This is a genomic window from Moraxella cuniculi DSM 21768, assembly GCF_900156515.1.
GTDB lineage: Bacteria > Pseudomonadota > Gammaproteobacteria > Pseudomonadales > Moraxellaceae > Moraxella > Moraxella cuniculi.
Genome location: NZ_FTNU01000001.1, coordinates 1 through 17,783 on the forward strand (window position 1 = coordinate 1; position 17,783 = coordinate 17,783).

Consider the following 17,783-nt stretch of genomic DNA (forward strand, 5'->3'; position numbering starts at 1 on the left):
CGCCGATGGTAGTGTGGTTCGCCCATGTGAGAGTAGGTCATCGTCAGCATCCCTTTTAAGCCCCCTTCATCGAGTGATGGAGGGGGTTTGTTGTTACAGGGGGTTACAGAGGGTTACGAAGGAACGACGAGATGGGTGGTGAAATGAAAGCAGGCAAGATTAATTTAAATCTGATAAAATGGTGAAATTTACCACAACATAGTTAATCAGAAGCTGTATTAAGACAAAAAGGTGTAAATAATGACCTTGCAGAGAAAGCAAGAGATATCAATTCTATCATTTTGGCACAAGTTAGAGTTTTTTGTTCCTTTTGATGCTAAGCAAAAAATTACAGAAGCACAAGATGACAATAGATACTGCTCATTTTCTATCAATCAATTGGAGGAATTGCCACAGAAGCAATCTGTACGACATCTTCTTCCAACAGCACTGCCAAATAAAGAGTTTGCTGGTGCAGATATTTATTTAAATCTATTTGACACTGGTAAAATTAGCCAAATAATTCAAGATATTTTGCAAGAAGAACTTAGTGAATATGAGCAATTCTCTCAAGAGGTGATGAATGCTGATGATGGCATAACATGTTTTGCCAAATTACAAATATTACAAAATGGTGCTTTGGATATAAAAAATATTCAGCTTTCTACCGTTCCTTGGGCATTGGGACTGAGTGCCAAGCATGGGCTTGGTGCGTTAAATATCAATACATTTGAACAGGATTGCTTAACGCTCAAAGATCAATTGATTCAAATCAACCAAGAATATTGTGTTGACCCAAGCTCTGAAGCGAATAAATCTGTTGGGCAGTACATATTATCACCTGCTGTGTTATTGCGGCTTGTTGAGACTTTGTGTCAGTGGGCATATCACTGCCCATTGATTGAATCCAATGCTTCTATCATTGGTATTTGTCTAAAGTGGCGAGATAAATACAATAAAAAAGAGTTAAAAAATAAGCAGCATGAAGCCAAGCTCAATGCTGAAAAAGATGATGGTAATAAAAAGATCGATGACAGCGATCAAGAATGGGCAGCTGATGATATAGGCATTCTAAATAGTTTTTATGCCAAAGATATTCACAGCATAATGAGAAAAATTAATCAAGGTAAACATAACCCAGCCTTGTCTGCCTATCTGAAAATGGCAGCTGATGAAGAAAAATTTGATTTATATTGCAATCAAAGCGATTGGTTAATTTGGCAAAAGCTACAACCTAAATATTGGAATCGGGGGCGTTGGCTGAGTGAGCCTGCACATGGATTAAGTTTGATGCAGCAATTTGCAGTCAATACTTTCTTTGAGGAAGAGAGCCAGCCTGTATTTTCGGTAAATGGACCGCCAGGTACGGGAAAAACAACACTGCTGAGAGATATTTTTGCAGAAAATATTGTTCGGCGGGCAGAGGTATTGGCTGCAATGGATAAAGCCCAAGATGCTTTTATTGCAATGGATAAAGAAAAAGCTATTAGTATTTTAAAGACTGAATTAACTGGCTTTGAGATGGTGGTTGTGTCTTCAAACAATACTGCTGTGGAAAATATTTCTCGTGATTTGCCAAAACAGTCATCGCTTGCCAGAGATTATCAGAAGAATGGTCAAAATGCTTTTGGTTATCTTGAGACTGTTGCAAGAAACTTGATTGCAAAACAGGGTGGCAAATACAAAAAATTACCCAAAGATCAAGAAGTTTGGGGTTTGTTTTCATGTGCATTGGGCAAAAAAAGCCAATCAGAATAAAGTAAAGCAGGGTTTGTTTTTTGTTAATAAAGACGATGATGGTTATGATTCGAGTTTGTATCAGACTATTTGGCAGTGGCGAGATAATTATCAAGGTGCTACTTTTGGGCAGGCGAAGCAAAATTTTATAAAGCAAAAAAGTCTGGTTGAGCAAAAACTACAACAATTACAGTGTTTGTGTGAACTGCATGAGCAAGTGGTGTTAAATAACAGTGGCAGTAAGCTAAAACAGCAATATGGCGAGCTTGGCACAGAGTTTGAGGCTGCCAAGCAAAACTACGAGCAGGCTGTGTTGCAACTAAAACAGACTCAGAGCATTGAGCAAAGCACCATAAATGTAGATGATGATTTTATTCAAGCTGTTACACAGGCTAAAGCCAATCAGCAAGCCAGTCAAGCGGCTATTGAAAACTGCCAAGACCAAAAGACTTATTGGCAGCATAAACTACAGGCACTTAAGCATGATAAGCCTAGCTTTTTTGTGAGATTGTTTCAAGCGAAGCAGTATAAAGACTATCAGAAAAATTTGGCAGAATGTCATGTACAGTTGGCTCAGTGGCATTTTGACGAAATTGAAGCCAAACAACGCCTGCAGCATCATTTGGATAAATTGCAGTCAGCCAATGATGATTTGTTGGCAGAGCAAAATCGCATTTATCAACAAGAGCTTAATATGGCTCAAGCCCGTGTTGAGCAGTATCAACGGCAGCGAGATAACTATCACAAAAAAATCAGTGAGGTCTTGGAAAAATTGCAAGAATTGGACAGCATGGCAGCGAAATATGGAGTTTTACTCAATAAACTCCCCAATATAAAATTGCCCGCCAGTCTAAATGAACTTCGCCAAGAGGATTATCAGATTGCAGGTTTGTGGCATGATGAAGAGCTTAATCATGAGCGTAGCTGTCTATTTGGCTTGGCTTTGCAGCTGCATGAGGCGTGGCTTGCTGAAGTTAGCAAGAAAGACTGTGGATTTGGTGGTAATCTTGCAAAGCTTAGCGAGTTTTTGCAAGGGAATGTGGTGCCAACCCATGAGCAGGCTTTGGCACTTTGGCAAAGCCTATTCATGGTTGTGCCTGTCGTGTCAAGCACTTTTGCTTCGTTTGCTAGGCAATTTCAGGGTTTGGAAGCAGGCAGTCTGGGCTATTTGTTTGTTGATGAAGCAGGGCAGGCGGTGCCACAGGCTGCCGTAGGAGCAATTTGGCGAGCAAAGCGAGTGATGGTGGTTGGTGATCCTATTCAAATTGAACCTGTCTTCACCACGCCACCACCATTGGTGCGTCATTTGGAGGCAATTTCAGGCATGCCACAAGATGTTGTCGCCTCTCCACTGGTTGTTTCGGTGCAGATTTTGGCAGATAAGTATAATCGATTTGGGGCAAATATTACTCAAAATGGTAAACCTTCATGGATAGGTAGCCCTTTGCGTGTACATCGCCGTTGTCTTGAGCCGATGTTTGGCATTGCTAATAATATTGCCTATGAGGGCAAAATGATTCTCTCTGAAACCAGCTCAGTTAAACAATGTCCGAGCAAAGAGGGGCTGTATCTGGGGGAGAGTGGCTGGGTGCAAATTGTTGGCGAGGCTGCCCCGCAGCAATTTGTACAAGCACAAGCCGATGTGGTGATACAAATGCTGGCTAAGATTGTGCATAGCACTGGTAAGTTGCCTGATTTGTATATCATTACGCCTTTTAAAAAAATCAAAAATGAGCTTATTAAGCAGATAAAAACTACCGACACTTTGCATTCGGCAAAGGGCTTGGGAAACTGGTGTGCAACACGCATTGGCACTGTGCATACTTTTCAGGGTAAGGAAGAAAAAATGGTGTGGCTTGTGCTGGGTTGTGATAAAAATACAAGTGGTGCTGTACAATGGGCAGCAAGCAAGCCCAATTTGCTTAATGTTGCATTGACGCGTGCCAAGCGATATGTATTTATCTTTGGTGATAAGCTGGTCTGGGCAAATAAGCCGTATTTTGATTATGCCATACAGCATTTACCAGAGATTGACTCAGAGAGTTTTTTATCCCAAAGTTGTGAATTGGCAGAAGAGCTGGATAAATTGATGCCATCTGTTAATACCGCAGAATTGTTTTAGGCTGGTTGGGGCAAAATAACGCAATATAAGGTTTTGCTGGTTAAACAAGTGGCTTATTGTGATTTTAACAACCAGCATCAATTGCTTGTTTTGATTGTATTAAATGATTGACGAGATTAAATGCCAAAATCATATGAGTGGTGATTAATGAAATACCAAGTCCAGAATGGCAACTTAAAAATAATCTGCCTTGTATAAGAAAACACCCCAAAGATTGCTTTGGGGTGTTTGTTATGCCAAGATTACTCAGTGTCTTTGTAAGATTCGGTTTGTTCATCCTCTTCTTTACTATCTTGTCCAGTAATTTTGGCAGCCTTTTTCTGTAAGCGTTCTTTTTTAATGATGTCCTCTTGACGCCATTTTTCGGTCTTCATGTCATCAAGTGATGGGCGCGGACCGATGGCAGGTACGCTGGTTACACCCATTTCATTAAAGGCAAATGCCATATCTGCCAGCTCGCGTTCATTACGCTCTGCATAGGTATTTGGGCTATGACCTGCATCTTGTGCAGCAGATAGTAATACAGGACGATCGCAACTTTGAATCTCTTGCATGGCCGCCGCAAAGCGATAAGAGTGCGATGGTACAACACGGTCATCGCGCTTAGAGGTTTCGATTAGAGTTGATGGATAGCACACACCTGCTTTTAGATTGTGAATTGGTGAGTAGCTTTTTAGCACATCAAACACACGGCGACCTTCTTCAGGTGTGCCATATTCGTCCATCCAGTACTGAGTTACACCTGCTTTTTCATGGCGGAATTGGTCAAGTACTGCCACCTGTGGAATGACCACACGGTATTTTTCAGGATTTCGCACCATGGCGGCACCAACCAACAGACCGCCGTTTGAGCCACCGATGATGCCCAAATAATCAGGGCTGGCATAGCCTGATTCGTTCAGGTAATCAGCAGCAGCGGCAAAGTCATCATAGCCCACCAAGCGGTTGGTGTGTTCGGCAGCCTTTTGCCATGCTTCACCATAGATGCCACCACCACGGATAAAGGCATGCGCCCAAACGCCGCCATTTTCTAGCCAAATAGAGCTGGCTGGGAAGCCAAATGATTGACTATAAATCACACCATAGCCACCATAACCATAGAGCATGGTTGGGTTTTTGCCATCAAGCTTGATGCCTTTTTTGTGGCTGATGACCATCGGAACTTTTGTGCCGTCTTTTGAGGTGTATAAGACAACCTTAGTCTCATAGTCGTTCTCATTAAACGGCGACAAATCAAAGCGACGAACATCAATAAACTTGTCTTTGGCGATGCTGTACTTATAAGTTGTCTGTGGTGTTGTCGGATTTTCATAACGGAAGCTGATGTAGTTTTCGCCAGCTTGGAAGTCGTTGACATCAATCTCATCTGGGTCTGTTTCTTCGGCTTGATCTTCAGCAACATTGCTCGACAGCTCAGTAACTGAACCACCGTCTTTTGGTGTCAGATCTTTAATAATCTTGCCTGTAGTTGCATCAATCAGCACCACTTGGCTGGCACCATTTTTTAAATAAGTGGCGACAAAATAGCCCTTGCCTTCCTTATGGCGAATGACTTCGCCAGATTCAGGGTCGATGATATCATAACCCTCAGGGAATGGTACGACCACTTCGCGTTTTTTTAGATTATCAAGATTGGTCTTGATAATCTCACCACGGCGATCGTTTTCACCACTGATGATCCATACATCACGGGTCTCTGGGTCAAAGTCAACCAACTTTGCCAAAATATTTTGGTTAAACGAAGTACCTCTGAAGACTTTATTGAAATAGTCTTTATTATGCAGGCGATAAGTCTTTTTGGTCTTGGTATCTTTGATATATACCGAATCACTCCTATCCCAAGTAGCCATGACGATGTAGCGATTATCATCACCTTTTAGTGATACACTTTTAATGCTGGCACCATCGACCTCGTCTAACGACACCACAACAGGGTCGTTAAACTTCTCTTTACCAATAGTGCGACTAAAGATAAATGGTCTCCATAGTTCAACTGCATTATACAGAATGGTTTCATCATCAGCCCAAGTTGCTGATGTATAGCTGCGAGAAATACGGCTGATGATTGGTGTGGCGAGCTCACCTGTTTTGGTGCTAATCACATGCAAAAAGTATGGATCAGAGTCAGCACGACCTTGACGCACAAAGAACGATGCGTAAGTGCCATTTTTACTGACCTTAAAGCTACTCATCTGAGATTTGCCACTTTCAGACAGATTGCGCTCATTAACAAGCTCAACAACACTGCCGTCAGGTTTGGTCAACTCGACACGGCGATAACCATCTGGGTGGCGATAAAAGCGGAACTCACCCACGCCTTTACGGTTAATGCGACTGAAAGTGTGTTCTCTGTTTTTTAAGCTGTCGGTATTTTCTTTCAGCTGAGCAAAGACAGGCAGGTTTTCGATGTAGTTATCAGTTACGGCATTTTGTGCTTCCACCCAGTCATTCACCTCGGTTGAAACAGGTGGCGGTACAGTTTGTAAAAACTTGGTGGTCTCAGCAGCCAGCGGTTTATCATCTTCTGCAGGCGTACCAATAAAGTTACGATCACGGTCAGCGGTAACTTCTTTGTTTTGGGCTGGGTTGATTGGGTCATAGTCTTCTAGCCAGCGATATTTGTCAATCACAATGCCACTGCTGTAGCGATCGATACCATCGTCAGGCTTGGTTCTTTCGTAGTAGGCGTTGTTGCTGTTGGCGGTGTTCATTGACATACCAAATTCACCAAACAAGAAAGGATCAAGCGTCTCTTGGTGATTGCGAGTGGCAGGGTAGACCAGCGGAGTTGTATTGGTGGTTTTGGCTTTTGGCTGTTCGCTTTGTTCGGCATGGCTTGGCATGGTGAACAATGTGGCGATGATTGCAGCAGCCAAAGTGCTTACTTTGTGTATTTTCATCGTATTATCCCTAAAATTATCTTAGCTAGGCTACTGACAGGCAGCAGCCGTGCTTTTTAAGATTTAATGACAGATTAGAAGCTAAAGACAACGCCAGCACGGACATTGGCATCTTTGGTTTCTGCATAGTCGGTATTTGCCACTTGATAGGTGGTTTTTTCGCGATCGTAGCGAGTATATAGACGCACATTTGGACGGATGCGATAGTCAATCTGTGCATAGATTTCTTTACTCTTGGCTTTATCAAATAGATATAGTTCGTCGCCATCAACATAGCTAAAACCTTCAAGTCTATTCGCAGGCCATGTAGCGAACAGCGGCTTAGCACCCTCTTTTAGTGTACTTTTGGTCTTTTTCACACCATAGCCTGTACTGATCTGTACCACTGGATTGATGTCATAGGCAAACTTTGCACCCACATAGTCAGTCTTTTTGTTATCCAATACTGTGCCATAGGTAGTAGTATTTGAGTCAAGTGGCACTCTCTGATCAGACATGCTTTCTTTTTTGCGACCAGCATCGGCAGCAATCAAGAACGGACCTGCTTGGTATTCTAAAGAAACAGCAGCACCTTGGGTTTTTTCTGGATAACGGTTTAAGGTGTTTTCAACCCAGCCGTAGTTTTGGAATACGGTATTTCTTCCACTGGAATTTAAGCCTGTGTAGGTGGTATTGGAATAAGCTGGATTGGCTTTATTTTGGCTATAGCCTGCTGCCACGCGTACACTTTGATTGTCAGCAAATGGATAGCGATAGCTGACCGATGCACCAAAGCCTGATTTTAGCCCTGAGTTGTCTTCTTCGCGCACATCGTTTATCCCAGTAAAGCTATAATAAGCACTGGTATGTAGGCCCTTGATGCCGTAGTAATCTAGGCGTAGTGCAGAAGAGCTGAAAATATCCAGTGGTGTATCTGTGCCTGTGCGATTGACATAGTTGGTGTGCAGGTATTGACGACCGATACTGATGGCACCTTGGTTTTTCTTATCAAATGAGATGCTGGAGTTATTTAGGTACATATCTCGGCTGTCGCTATAACCCAAACCAACATTGCCCGTTACACGCCAGTCATAAGGCAGCTCTTGAGAGGCACGAAACTCTACATAAGATACGCCACTGGTTTGGTTTAGACGAGGTTTTTTATCGGTATTGGTTAAGTTATAGCTTGTATCCACAAGGCTGGTACGAGAGGTTGTGCCACTTCTATACCAGTCATAACCATCAGCATCAAACAATACATTGTGCTGTTGGTCTTTTTTGGTAGCCTGAATGTCCACCTGACCGTTGATATCTAGCGACAGGCCATTTTTCTTGTAGATGTTATATACCGCTTGGCTGCTGGTGGCAAGACCAACTGTGCCTACAACCATTGCCAATTTGCTAAGACGGAATAATTTGGTTGAAGTTTTCATAAATCAAGTCCTTTCCTTAAGTGATCTGTAAGTGTATTAAGTTAAAAAGCGAAGCGAGCACCGAGACTAGTTTCTAGCATTTTGCGTCTGCTAAATTCGCCTTCGGTAACATAGGTACGAGTGCGAGTATCGGTAACGCCAGCATTGATAGTCAAGCCTTTATACAGTTGATACTCCAAATCAATGCCATAACGCTCTTGTTTACTCTTATCAAACACTAGCGATCTGGTAGTGTAGTTATAACCTCGGTCCATTAGCAGATTTGGGTTGCTCACCAAATCATCTATGCTGACTGATTTGTTGTTGTTATCTTCACGATAAGCATAGCTGAGCGTGCCTGCCAAACGAGGAGTGAAGTTGTAGCTTGTCTTAATGCCATAAACAGTGGTTTTCATGTTGTCAGACCAAAGTCCATTGTAATGGGTTTTTTGCTGACCATAATCCAATCCAACAGTCAAATCTTTATAATCATAGCTGGCACCAAGTAGATAAGATTTACCCTTGCTTGGCGTGTTGGTGAAATACGGATTTTCATTACCCTTGCTGACTGTGCCGCCAGCTGCGACCGTAATTTTGTGATATGGGTTGATGTCAAATAGATATTTGGCAGAAGCACCCGTGCTGGTACGCCAGCCACCCAATTGTCTATTATAGACATTTGAAGAGGCATTAAACGCATGATAAGCATTGAGTGTCAAATCAGGAATATGGGTAGATTCAACACTGATGTTATTGCCAGCCTGCTGAATGATGTTATCCACATCTGTTTGGCGTACTGGTAGACGACTCCAGCCATCACCAATGGTAACGCTTAGATCTTCTTTGTAGTCTAAAGTTACGCCCCATAAAGCACCATAGTTTCTGTAAGAGTCTGAATTGTAATTGATGGCAATCGATCCACGCAGAAGAAGATCTTTGGTTAAAACTTGTCTGGCTGCTAGCTGCAACATCACTCCATCTGTGCCGTCTTCGCGGATTCTTCTGTCTGAATCTTGGCGGTCTTGGTTTGCCATGACATCAGCAAGCGTGCCTTCGGTAACTAGATTGCCGTTACGATCGTAAGTGTCAAAAATACGAGGGTCGCCTAGGGTATAGGTGAATTTATTGCTGCGATTGACTAGGTTGGGGCTGACATTGGTAAAAACACCAAATTGCAAACCATCACGGACAGCTGGTGTGTCAATCCAGACGCTGTGAGCAGGCATGGCAAGCATGGTTGCCAAACACGCTAGCGTTAGCTTGGACGCTTGGTTTAGGGAAGTGGGGGGGGTCGGACGCATAAAAATTGTTCTCCTTAACGCAAAATAAACCAATCCAAGTGATTTTGGTTTAGCTATCCAAAATGTTGGAATGGCTGATCAGGGAATTCGTGTTAATGCTACAATTAAGTTACAAAACATTGCAAAAACACTGAATTGTTGTGATTATTACACAATAAAAAACAAAAAACAAGAATTTTTATTGCAATTTAGAAATTTTTGTTTAGCTTTTTTAATTGGCTATTCCAAAAGGTAATAAAAACAAGAAGATAGTTGGTAAGTTTGGCAAAACCGTGGTGGCGATGACTGTTTGCTGTGGGCATTGTAGACTGCTGACTGTTAGCTTAGTGAGGGCTTGTGGCTATTGATGAGTCAAAAACCCAAGCCAGCCTAAGATTGCACCAGACTGCCAAATTGGCGACTATTATTGATAATGATAAAATAATATGTGAAAAATTTTGCCAACTCAAGTAAAATAAACAGTTTGCTTTTGCCAAATATTGGCGTATGACAATAATCAAAAAATCGAGCAGTCTATGAGTGAAAATTTTGCCATTGGTCAGCGTTATTTGTCCGACAGTGAGTCAAGTCTGGGTTTGGGCGTGGTGATAGATGTTGATGATCGCTGTGTGCATATTTTATTCCCCCAAAGTGAGCAGACGCGAGTCTATGCCAAAGCATCGGCGTTGTTGTCTCGTGTCATATTCTCAAAAGGCGATAGCATTACAGATCAAGATGGCAATCTGTACACAGTGGCAAGCCGTGAGGAAATATCAGGGGTGGTGCGATACCACCTAAGCTGTGGCAAAAGCCTGATGGAGACCAGATTGGCTGCCAATATTACTCTGGCAAAGCCGCTGGAGCGATTGCTGGCAGGGCATATTGCCTCATCAGATGAGTATGAATTGCGTCAAGATGCTTTGCGTATCCAAGCCATGCTAAGTCGCCACCCATTGCGTGGTCTGATAGGAGCAAGGGTGGATATCATCAAGCATCAGTTGTATATTGCTCATGAGGTGGGCAAGCGACTTGCTCCTCGTGTGTTGCTGGCTGATGAGGTTGGACTGGGCAAGACAATTGAGGCTGGGCTAATTGTCCATCAGCAAATCATCACAGGTAAGGTTGAGCGTGTGCTGATATTGGTGCCTGACAGTTTGCAATATCAGTGGATGATTGAGTTAAAACGGCGGTTTAATTTGGACTTTGCGTTGTTTGATTTGGTGCGTACTGCATCCATCAAAGAGCATAATCCTGAGCAAAATGTCTTTTTGACAGAGCAGTTTATCATCGCAGGGATTGATTTGTTGCTTGATCATCATGATTTGTATGAACAGGCTTATGCAGCAGGGTTTGATTTGTTGGTGGTGGACGAGGCACATCATCTGCATTGGGACAGTGAACAAGGTGGCAATGACAAATACGAGCTGGTGGCGGATTTTGCTGCCAATATTGCAGGCGTGTTGTTATTGACCGCAACGCCTGAACAGCTGGGTGTGGAGAGTCATTTTGCTCGTTTGCGACTGCTTGATTCGCATCGTTTTGATGATTTGGAGGATTTTGTTGCTGCCCAAGATGCTTTTGCCGATGTGGCGATGGTGGCAACTTTGTTGATTGATGGCGTGGAATTGTCCGCCAAACAGATTCGTGCGGTGGCAGGGTTGCTTGGCTTTGATGAAGTGCAACTGGCCGATATTAATGCCAATGAGAGGCTGCGTACCCATGTGATTAATGAGCTTTTGGATAGGCATGGCACTGGGCGTGTGCTGTTTCGCAATACACGAGACAGCGTGCAGGGATTTTTTGGGCGTATGAGTGTGCCGTATCCGCTGCCACTGCCGATGGCATGGCAAAACACCCATTATACACAAGGCAAATTGCGTGAGCAGCTGTGGGGCGAGGAAAATTATCCTGATGGTTCATGGCTTGAGCATGACCCGCGTGTGGCGTGGTTGATTGGGCTATTGCGTGAACAATTAAAGCACCAAAAGGTGCTGCTGATTGCACGAAGTGGAGCAACCATCGAAAGCCTAGAGGCGGCGTTGCGATTGCACGCTGGCATAAAGACGGCGGTGTTTACCGAGCAGATGAGCTTGCTTGAGCGAGATCAGGCGGCGGCGTTTTTTGCCGATGAGGCGGGGGCACAGATTTTGTTATGCTCAGAGATTGGCTCGGAGGGGCGTAATTTTCAATTTGTGCAGGATTTGGTACTGTTTGATTTGCCTGCCAATGCTGACACGCTGGAGCAACGCATTGGTCGGTTGGATCGCATTGGACAGATTGCCCAAATCCGTCTGCATGTGCCATTTGTCGTGGGAACTGCCCAAGAGCGACTGTATCATTGGTATGATGGGGCGTTAAATATCTTTCATCAAATCAGCCCAACTGCCCAAGCGGTGCAAGAGGCGTATTTGCCACAGCTTAAGCCACTGCTTGAGGCGGCGGATACCCCTGATAATCGTGAGGCGTTGGCAGGCTTGATTGCAGACGCCTTGGAATACCGTAAGCAGCTAGAGGAGCAGCTACAGGCAGGGCGAGATCGTCTGCTTGAGTATAATTCATGCCGCCCGAATGTCGCTACGCGTATCGAAACGGCAATGCGAGAGCTTGATGAGAATAAGCTGCTGCCTGTATTTTTGGACAGATATTTGACAGCGGTTGGCATTGATTATAGCGTGCAGCGAGATGGTTCGTGGATTATTCACCCAATTGATGGCTCTCAGGTTGATATAGAGGGCATTGAGAGCTTGCCACTTGACGAAGATGGCATGAGTTTGACCTTTAGCCGCAAGCAGGCTTTGGCTCGTGAAGATTTGCAGTTTATGAGCTATGAGCATCCGTTGGTGCAGGCGATTTTGGAGGGGGTTTTGTCAGGTGCTTTTGGCAATACGCAGGTTGCTTTATTAAAATCTGCCGCCCTGCCAAAAGGCATGCTGTTGATTGAAAACCACTTCCGCATTGAGGCGATTGCTGCCAAGCGATTAAATTTATCGGCTTATCTGCCTAAGCAGAGCTTGCGTGTGTTTTTGAGCGAGCGTGGTGATGATTTGACAGCGGTGGCAACCAGCGAAAAAATCCTGCCATTGATTGAGCGACTTGATAAGGCTCGTGCTCGCCAAGTTACCAAAGTGCGTGCCGATATTATTGATAACCGCAGCCAAGATGCCAAGCAAATCGCCACGGCTCAGCTTGATGAAATCAGCCGTCAGGCAAGTACTGCCTTTGCCGAACACATGGATAAAGAGATTGGCAGATTGACCAGATTGCAGGCAATCAATCCCAATGTGCGTCATGATGAAATCGCTGCCTTGCAGGAGCTAAAACAGCAAGGAATGCAGGCACTGGGCGGATTGTCGCTGGTACCAGACAGCATTCGGGTGTTGGTGGTGGTCGCACCTGATTGATTGAAGGCTGATGATTTGTAAAATGATGGACAAATAATGCTTGCGGCTTGTCTGGTGCTATCATCAGACTAACAAAGTGGCGATTAACAAAGCCGCTTGGCAGAAGTTTTGGTGAAATTTATCACAAAACACTGCCAGATACGCCAGAGTGTGCTATGATGGATAAAAAATGAACCAAATAAGGATATCTGATGTCATTTGCCAAAGTATATACTCGTTCGGTGGTTGGTCTGCACGCACCACAGGTGCTTGTTGAGGTGCATTTATCACAAGGGCTGCCTGCCTTGACCATTGTTGGATTGCCTGAGGCTTCGGTGCGAGAGAGCAAGGATCGTGTGCGTTCGGCACTGATTAATTCAGGCTTTGAATTTCCCAATCGCCGTTTGACCATTAACCTTGCCCCTGCTGATTTGCCAAAAGATGGTTCTAGGCTGGATTTGCCGATTGCCATGGGGATTTTGGCGGCAAGTGGTCAGATTGATGAGTCGGTGCTGGCAGCGTATGAGTTTGTCGGTGAGTTGGCACTAAATGGCGAGCTGCGACCTGTTACTGGGGCGTTGTCTGTGGCTCGTGCAGTCAAATCCGCCAAAGATGGCAAACGCACACTGATTGTCCCAACCACCAATGCCGAAGAGGCAGTCAAGGCAGGCGGCGTTACCGTGTTGGCGGCACAGTCGCTTGAGGCGGTTTGTCGCCATTTGGAAGTGGTTAGCGGTGCCAGTAGCAATCAGGCAGATTTGTTGCCAGCTGCTACCGCTGCTGTACATAATCTGGCGGTGGAATATGTACTTGATTTGGCGGATGTAAAAGGTCAGCATCATGCACGCCGAGCGTTGGAGGTGGCAGCAGCAGGCGGGCATTCGTTATTATTTATGGGTCCGCCCGGCTCGGGCAAGACGCTGATGGCATCAAGATTGCCAAGTATTCTGCCACCACTGGCGGAAGAAGAGGCATTGGAGGTGGCGAGCATTTATTCCATCGCTGGGGTGGAGTGTCGTTTTGGCGAGAGACCATTTCGTGCCATTCATCATACGGTATCGGCAGCGGCATTGGTTGGTGGTGGTTCGCGTCCCAAACCCGGTGAGATTAGCCTTGCACATCGTGGCGTGGTGTTCATGGACGAATTGCCAGAGTTTGATCGCAGGACGCTGGAGACTTTGCGTCAGCCAATCGAATCCAAGCAGATCGTCATCTCGCGTGCCAATTCTCAAGTGTCTTTTCCTGCGGATTTTCAGCTGATTGCAGCAATGAATCCTTGTCCTTGCGGTTATTATGGTGATTTATCAGGTCGCTGTCATTGCCGAGCTGAACAGGTGAAAAAATACCAAGATAAAATTTCAGGGCCGCTGCTTGATCGCATTGATTTGCATATCAAAGTTCCAGCCATGCCCATCAATGAGCTGCAAAATGCACCAGCAGGCGAGGCTTCGTCTGTTGTGCGTGAGCGAGTGGTGGCAGCACGACAAATTGCCATCGCACGGCAGGGCAAGGCCAATTATGAGCTTAGCCCCAGTCAGCTTGATCAGGTGGTTGTGCTGGGTACTGCCGAGCAACAAATGTTGCAGTTGGCACAGTCGAGACTTAATCTATCGGCACGCAGCTATCATCGTATCTTAAAGGTGGCACGCACCATTGCTGATTTGGCGGCCAGCGACAAGGTTACTACAGTGCATCTTGCCGAGGCATTAAGCTATCGCTGATTGGCGTGGATTGGCTGGCGACAGGGCAGTGCAAGTTTATCAATTATTTTCAATTATTTTGTCAAATGCAGTCAATCAAGCAGTGATGATAATCCATGTGTATCTAAGATAACCGCTTGATTGACTTGGGCTATATGCCAAAAGGGTAGTGTTTGTGCTAGTTCTCGTTACCAATCCAGTAGCGTCTGTGCTTTTTGCCAGCGTTGCTTGGGTGGGCGAGGGTATTTTCAAGCACGCCGCCATTTTTGCTGATGACAAGCTGTGAGCCGATATTATGCTCATCGCAGGTGATGAGTATCCGATTGACGCCCAGTTCATTTAGCCGTGCCACAGCAAATCGTAACATGGCGGTAGGAATGGCACAGCCAACCTGCCAAACACCTGCATGAATATTTGCCAAAATGGCGTCTTTGATGCGTTGGTAGGCGGGGGTTTTGGACATAATTTGAGCTATATAAAAAAAATTAGCGTGATTTTATCATAAAATCCAAAAGCTTTTTATAAAAATTATTTTTTTGTCTTTTTTTATGTTATACTAAATTTTTACTTTTATTAGGTGTTTTGTATGAAATTGTTTAATTTAACCGCCATTTCTTTGGCAATGTTATTGACTTTAACCGCCTGTGGTGGTGATAAACCTGCCGAGACAACACAAGAAGTCAAAACCGAAACCGCCACAGAAACCAAAGCCGAAACCACTTCCGAAACCACAACCGACACAGGGGCTATGCCTGCTGAAATTGACAAACTGATTATTCAAAGCCCTTATATGGAATTTTCGGTGCAAAGCAATCGTACCTTTGTGGTTAATCATATTAAATCCGAATCTCAATTAACCCCAGAACAAAATGCCTGTTTATTAAGTTTGGAGGGCAATCCTAATTATCTTGAAATACTTGAACCTTATGTCAAAGGTATTTTGAGTGATGATGAAATCAAAGAAGCGGACGAATTTTTTGCCAGTGATGCAGGGCGTAAATTTGCCGAGATGATGCTAAATCAAATGGGTGCGGAGAATTTACCGCCTTTTGTTGAACCAACCGACAGCGAAAAAGCCGAGATTGCCAAAGCAATGCTAAAACCATTTTTTGTAAAAATGCAAGCTAAGCAAGACGCAATGAGCGAACAAGAAGCACTTGATTTTATAGCGTTAATGGTTAATAAAGAAAAGGCTCGTTGTCAGATTTCTTAATTTAATTGATTTTAAGGCAAAATTTTTATTAAAAATAGAATTTTTTAGTAGATTTCCTGCGAAACTTTGAAATAAGGAAAACCGTTCGTGGTGAGCTTGTCAAACCATAGCGGTTTTCCTATCCGAAGGCATAGCTCAGGGTGAACGGAAAACCTAGTTTTGTAAGAAGTCTAGTATTTTTTTAAGGATAACAACATTGTCTTTTTTGTCAAAATTATTTGGTAATAAGCCAAAAGCCGATTTTATTGTCCATCGCATTGATTTTGATGTGCCAAATAATAAAACCTTAAAAGATGGCGAATATCTATGGGCAACGATTGATTTTGAGAGCAAGCACCCTTGTCAAGTTTGGCTTCACCCCAATTCAGACGATGTATTTCGTGGTAATGTTTCTGGCGGTTATCATCCGTCCGATGTTTATCCAGCAGGGCGACACACCATAAAACGCTGGTTTTATTTTAATAATCTTGATGTGGCGGATTATCCGAATGGACTTTTGGTCAATGGTGGAAAAGTGATTGCCCAGACAGAAGATGGCTATACTTTGCACAATCAAGTATATCCGACTGATTGTACTTTTGTGCCATTTTCGCCTGATGAATTAAAAGAGCGTCAAAATATTGATAAAGAGGGATTGGAAATAGAATTTATCAAGGCTCGTATTACAGATAGTGAATATGGTTATGAGCTGATTGGTTTATCGCCCAATGATACGGTGGGTATGGAGACAGAAATTAGCGTGCGTATTCATACCAAGTGCAATGATGGAGTGCATTTTGCTTGTTTCCCAAGAACAGATGGGGAAATGAATTATGGTTATAATCCAATGTCAAAACCCTTAGATGGTGTGCTGGATCTGCAATTTACCATGAAAGAAACAGGCAAAATCAAAGGCTTTTTGATTATTGCTTATAATCGTTATGACTATGAGATAGAGCATTTGGTTGTAGATTTTCCTTTGACTGTAGAAGATTGGTCTGATGATGGGGTGGGTCAAGAGTTTACTTTTGCTTTTGATGGCATTTATGATGATGAAGCAAATTTAAATGGCGAATTTGAACGAGTTGAAAAAAATTCTACCATTTCAGCTGATAAATATATGCGTTTTTATATTCATCTAAATCATCAATTAAAACACGGTATTCATATTAAGCTATATGATGTGATTAATAATAAACCACAGCATTTATATTATTGTAATGTGCTAAGTCAAGAAGATTGTCAAGAATACGATGGTAATCCTTATTTTTGTCTTGATTTTATGGAAGATGAATTGGAAGAATTTTATGAAAATAATCAATCACGCCAAATCTCTGGATTTTATATAGTTGCCAGTAATATGGTAGGCGAAGTATTAGCCGAAGAAGTGGTGGATTATCCTTTGACGATTGTGTCATAGGATTGATTGTGTCATAGGATTTTTTTGATGACAAAAATGCCCGTCAAAATTGATGGGTATTTTTTTGTGAAAAATGCTTGCATTTCCCCAAAATTTTACTCAATATCACAAAATTTGTATACAAATCATTTCCATCAAAGTGCAGCTATGTTTTAGTACATCTATATTTTAGTGCATCTATGTCTTATTGGCACGCAGCTGGCTGACAGTTTTGCCGCCAATGCCCCAATTGTCCATCTCTACCTCATCAATAACAACCACCGTGGTGGCGGGATTTTTGTTCAACACGTCTTGCAGCAGTTTGGTTACACCTGCTATCAGCTCCGCTTTTTGGGCAGGCGTGGGGGCTTCGTTGCCGCCTGTAACTTTGATATTGACATAGGGCATGGGACATCCTTTTGTATGCTTTTATTAAATGTATACTGTGGTTAAAATTGATGCATCATAGCACAAAGTGTTTGGGTTGTTAAACTTTTTGTTATGTGATTAAAGCTTGCGATTTGTCTAAATTTTTACCCAAATTGAAATATCAACACGCCCAAGTATCAATACACCCAAAATGTGAATGTTTTGTGCAAAATCTGCTTGCATTCAGCAAAATTTTTTGCTAAATTTGTCTATATAAATTTGACCAATGATTTGGGCAAGTTTATTTGGTCTAATTTTCACCTGCCAAAAAAGG

The 17,783-nt window shown here is 43.4% G+C and carries 11 protein-coding genes; 6 read left to right on the forward strand and 5 right to left on the reverse strand.

The genetic code is table 11. From position 1 onward, the window contains the following. Nucleotides 1-240: 240 nt before the first annotated feature. Nucleotides 241-1,737, forward strand: a complete 1,497-nt coding sequence (locus BW928_RS00005) for a DEAD/DEAH box helicase family protein (RefSeq protein ID WP_076554091.1) — start codon at nt 241-243, stop codon at nt 1,735-1,737. Between the two features lie 13 nt (nt 1,738-1,750). Beyond that, nucleotides 1,751-3,838, forward strand: a complete 2,088-nt coding sequence (locus tag BW928_RS00010; RefSeq protein WP_158078417.1) for a DEAD/DEAH box helicase — start codon at nt 1,751-1,753, stop codon at nt 3,836-3,838. Between the two features lie 242 nt (nt 3,839-4,080). On the opposite strand, the gene BW928_RS00015 is transcribed toward BW928_RS00010, so the two are convergent. From BW928_RS00015 to BW928_RS00025, 3 genes are all read right to left on the reverse strand, one after another. Continuing rightward, nucleotides 4,081-6,738 (reverse strand): prolyl oligopeptidase family serine peptidase, encoded by a 2,658-nt coding sequence (locus tag BW928_RS00015; protein WP_076554095.1) that lies wholly within the window; start codon nt 6,736-6,738, stop codon nt 4,081-4,083. Nucleotides 6,739-6,812: 74 nt separating this feature from the next. Continuing rightward, complete coding sequence (locus tag BW928_RS00020) at nt 6,813-8,150, reverse strand: porin family protein (RefSeq protein WP_076554097.1); 1,338 nt, start codon at nt 8,148-8,150, stop codon at nt 6,813-6,815. Between the two features lie 41 nt (nt 8,151-8,191). Then, complete coding sequence (locus BW928_RS00025) at nt 8,192-9,430, reverse strand: porin (RefSeq protein WP_143821431.1); 1,239 nt, start codon at nt 9,428-9,430, stop codon at nt 8,192-8,194. 515 nt (nt 9,431-9,945) lie between these two features. Here BW928_RS00025 and rapA point away from each other — a divergent pair. After that, on the forward strand, nt 9,946-12,810 hold the full coding sequence (gene rapA / locus BW928_RS00030; RefSeq protein WP_076554101.1) for an RNA polymerase-associated protein RapA: 2,865 nt from the start codon (nt 9,946-9,948) through the stop codon (nt 12,808-12,810). Between the two features lie 191 nt (nt 12,811-13,001). Then, nucleotides 13,002-14,510, forward strand: coding sequence for a YifB family Mg chelatase-like AAA ATPase (locus BW928_RS00035; RefSeq protein ID WP_076554103.1), 1,509 nt, complete (start codon nt 13,002-13,004; stop codon nt 14,508-14,510). A 157-nt stretch (nt 14,511-14,667) separates the two neighbouring features. On the opposite strand, the gene BW928_RS12185 is transcribed toward BW928_RS00035, so the two are convergent. Beyond that, nucleotides 14,668-14,952, reverse strand: coding sequence for a GNAT family N-acetyltransferase (locus tag BW928_RS12185; protein ID WP_076554105.1), 285 nt, complete (start codon nt 14,950-14,952; stop codon nt 14,668-14,670). Between the two features lie 123 nt (nt 14,953-15,075). Here BW928_RS12185 and BW928_RS00045 point away from each other — a divergent pair, with 123 nt between their 5' ends. Both BW928_RS00045 and BW928_RS00050 read left to right on the forward strand, forming a co-directional pair. Next, nucleotides 15,076-15,702 (forward strand): hypothetical protein, encoded by a 627-nt coding sequence (locus BW928_RS00045; RefSeq protein WP_076554108.1) that lies wholly within the window; start codon nt 15,076-15,078, stop codon nt 15,700-15,702. 196 nt (nt 15,703-15,898) lie between these two features. Continuing rightward, complete coding sequence (locus BW928_RS00050) at nt 15,899-17,101, forward strand: hypothetical protein (RefSeq protein WP_076554111.1); 1,203 nt, start codon at nt 15,899-15,901, stop codon at nt 17,099-17,101. A gap of 177 nt (nt 17,102-17,278) precedes the next feature. On the opposite strand, the gene BW928_RS00055 is transcribed toward BW928_RS00050, so the two are convergent. Next, nucleotides 17,279-17,488, reverse strand: coding sequence for a tautomerase family protein (locus tag BW928_RS00055; RefSeq protein WP_076554114.1), 210 nt, complete (start codon nt 17,486-17,488; stop codon nt 17,279-17,281). Between the last annotated feature and the right edge of the window lie 295 nt (nt 17,489-17,783).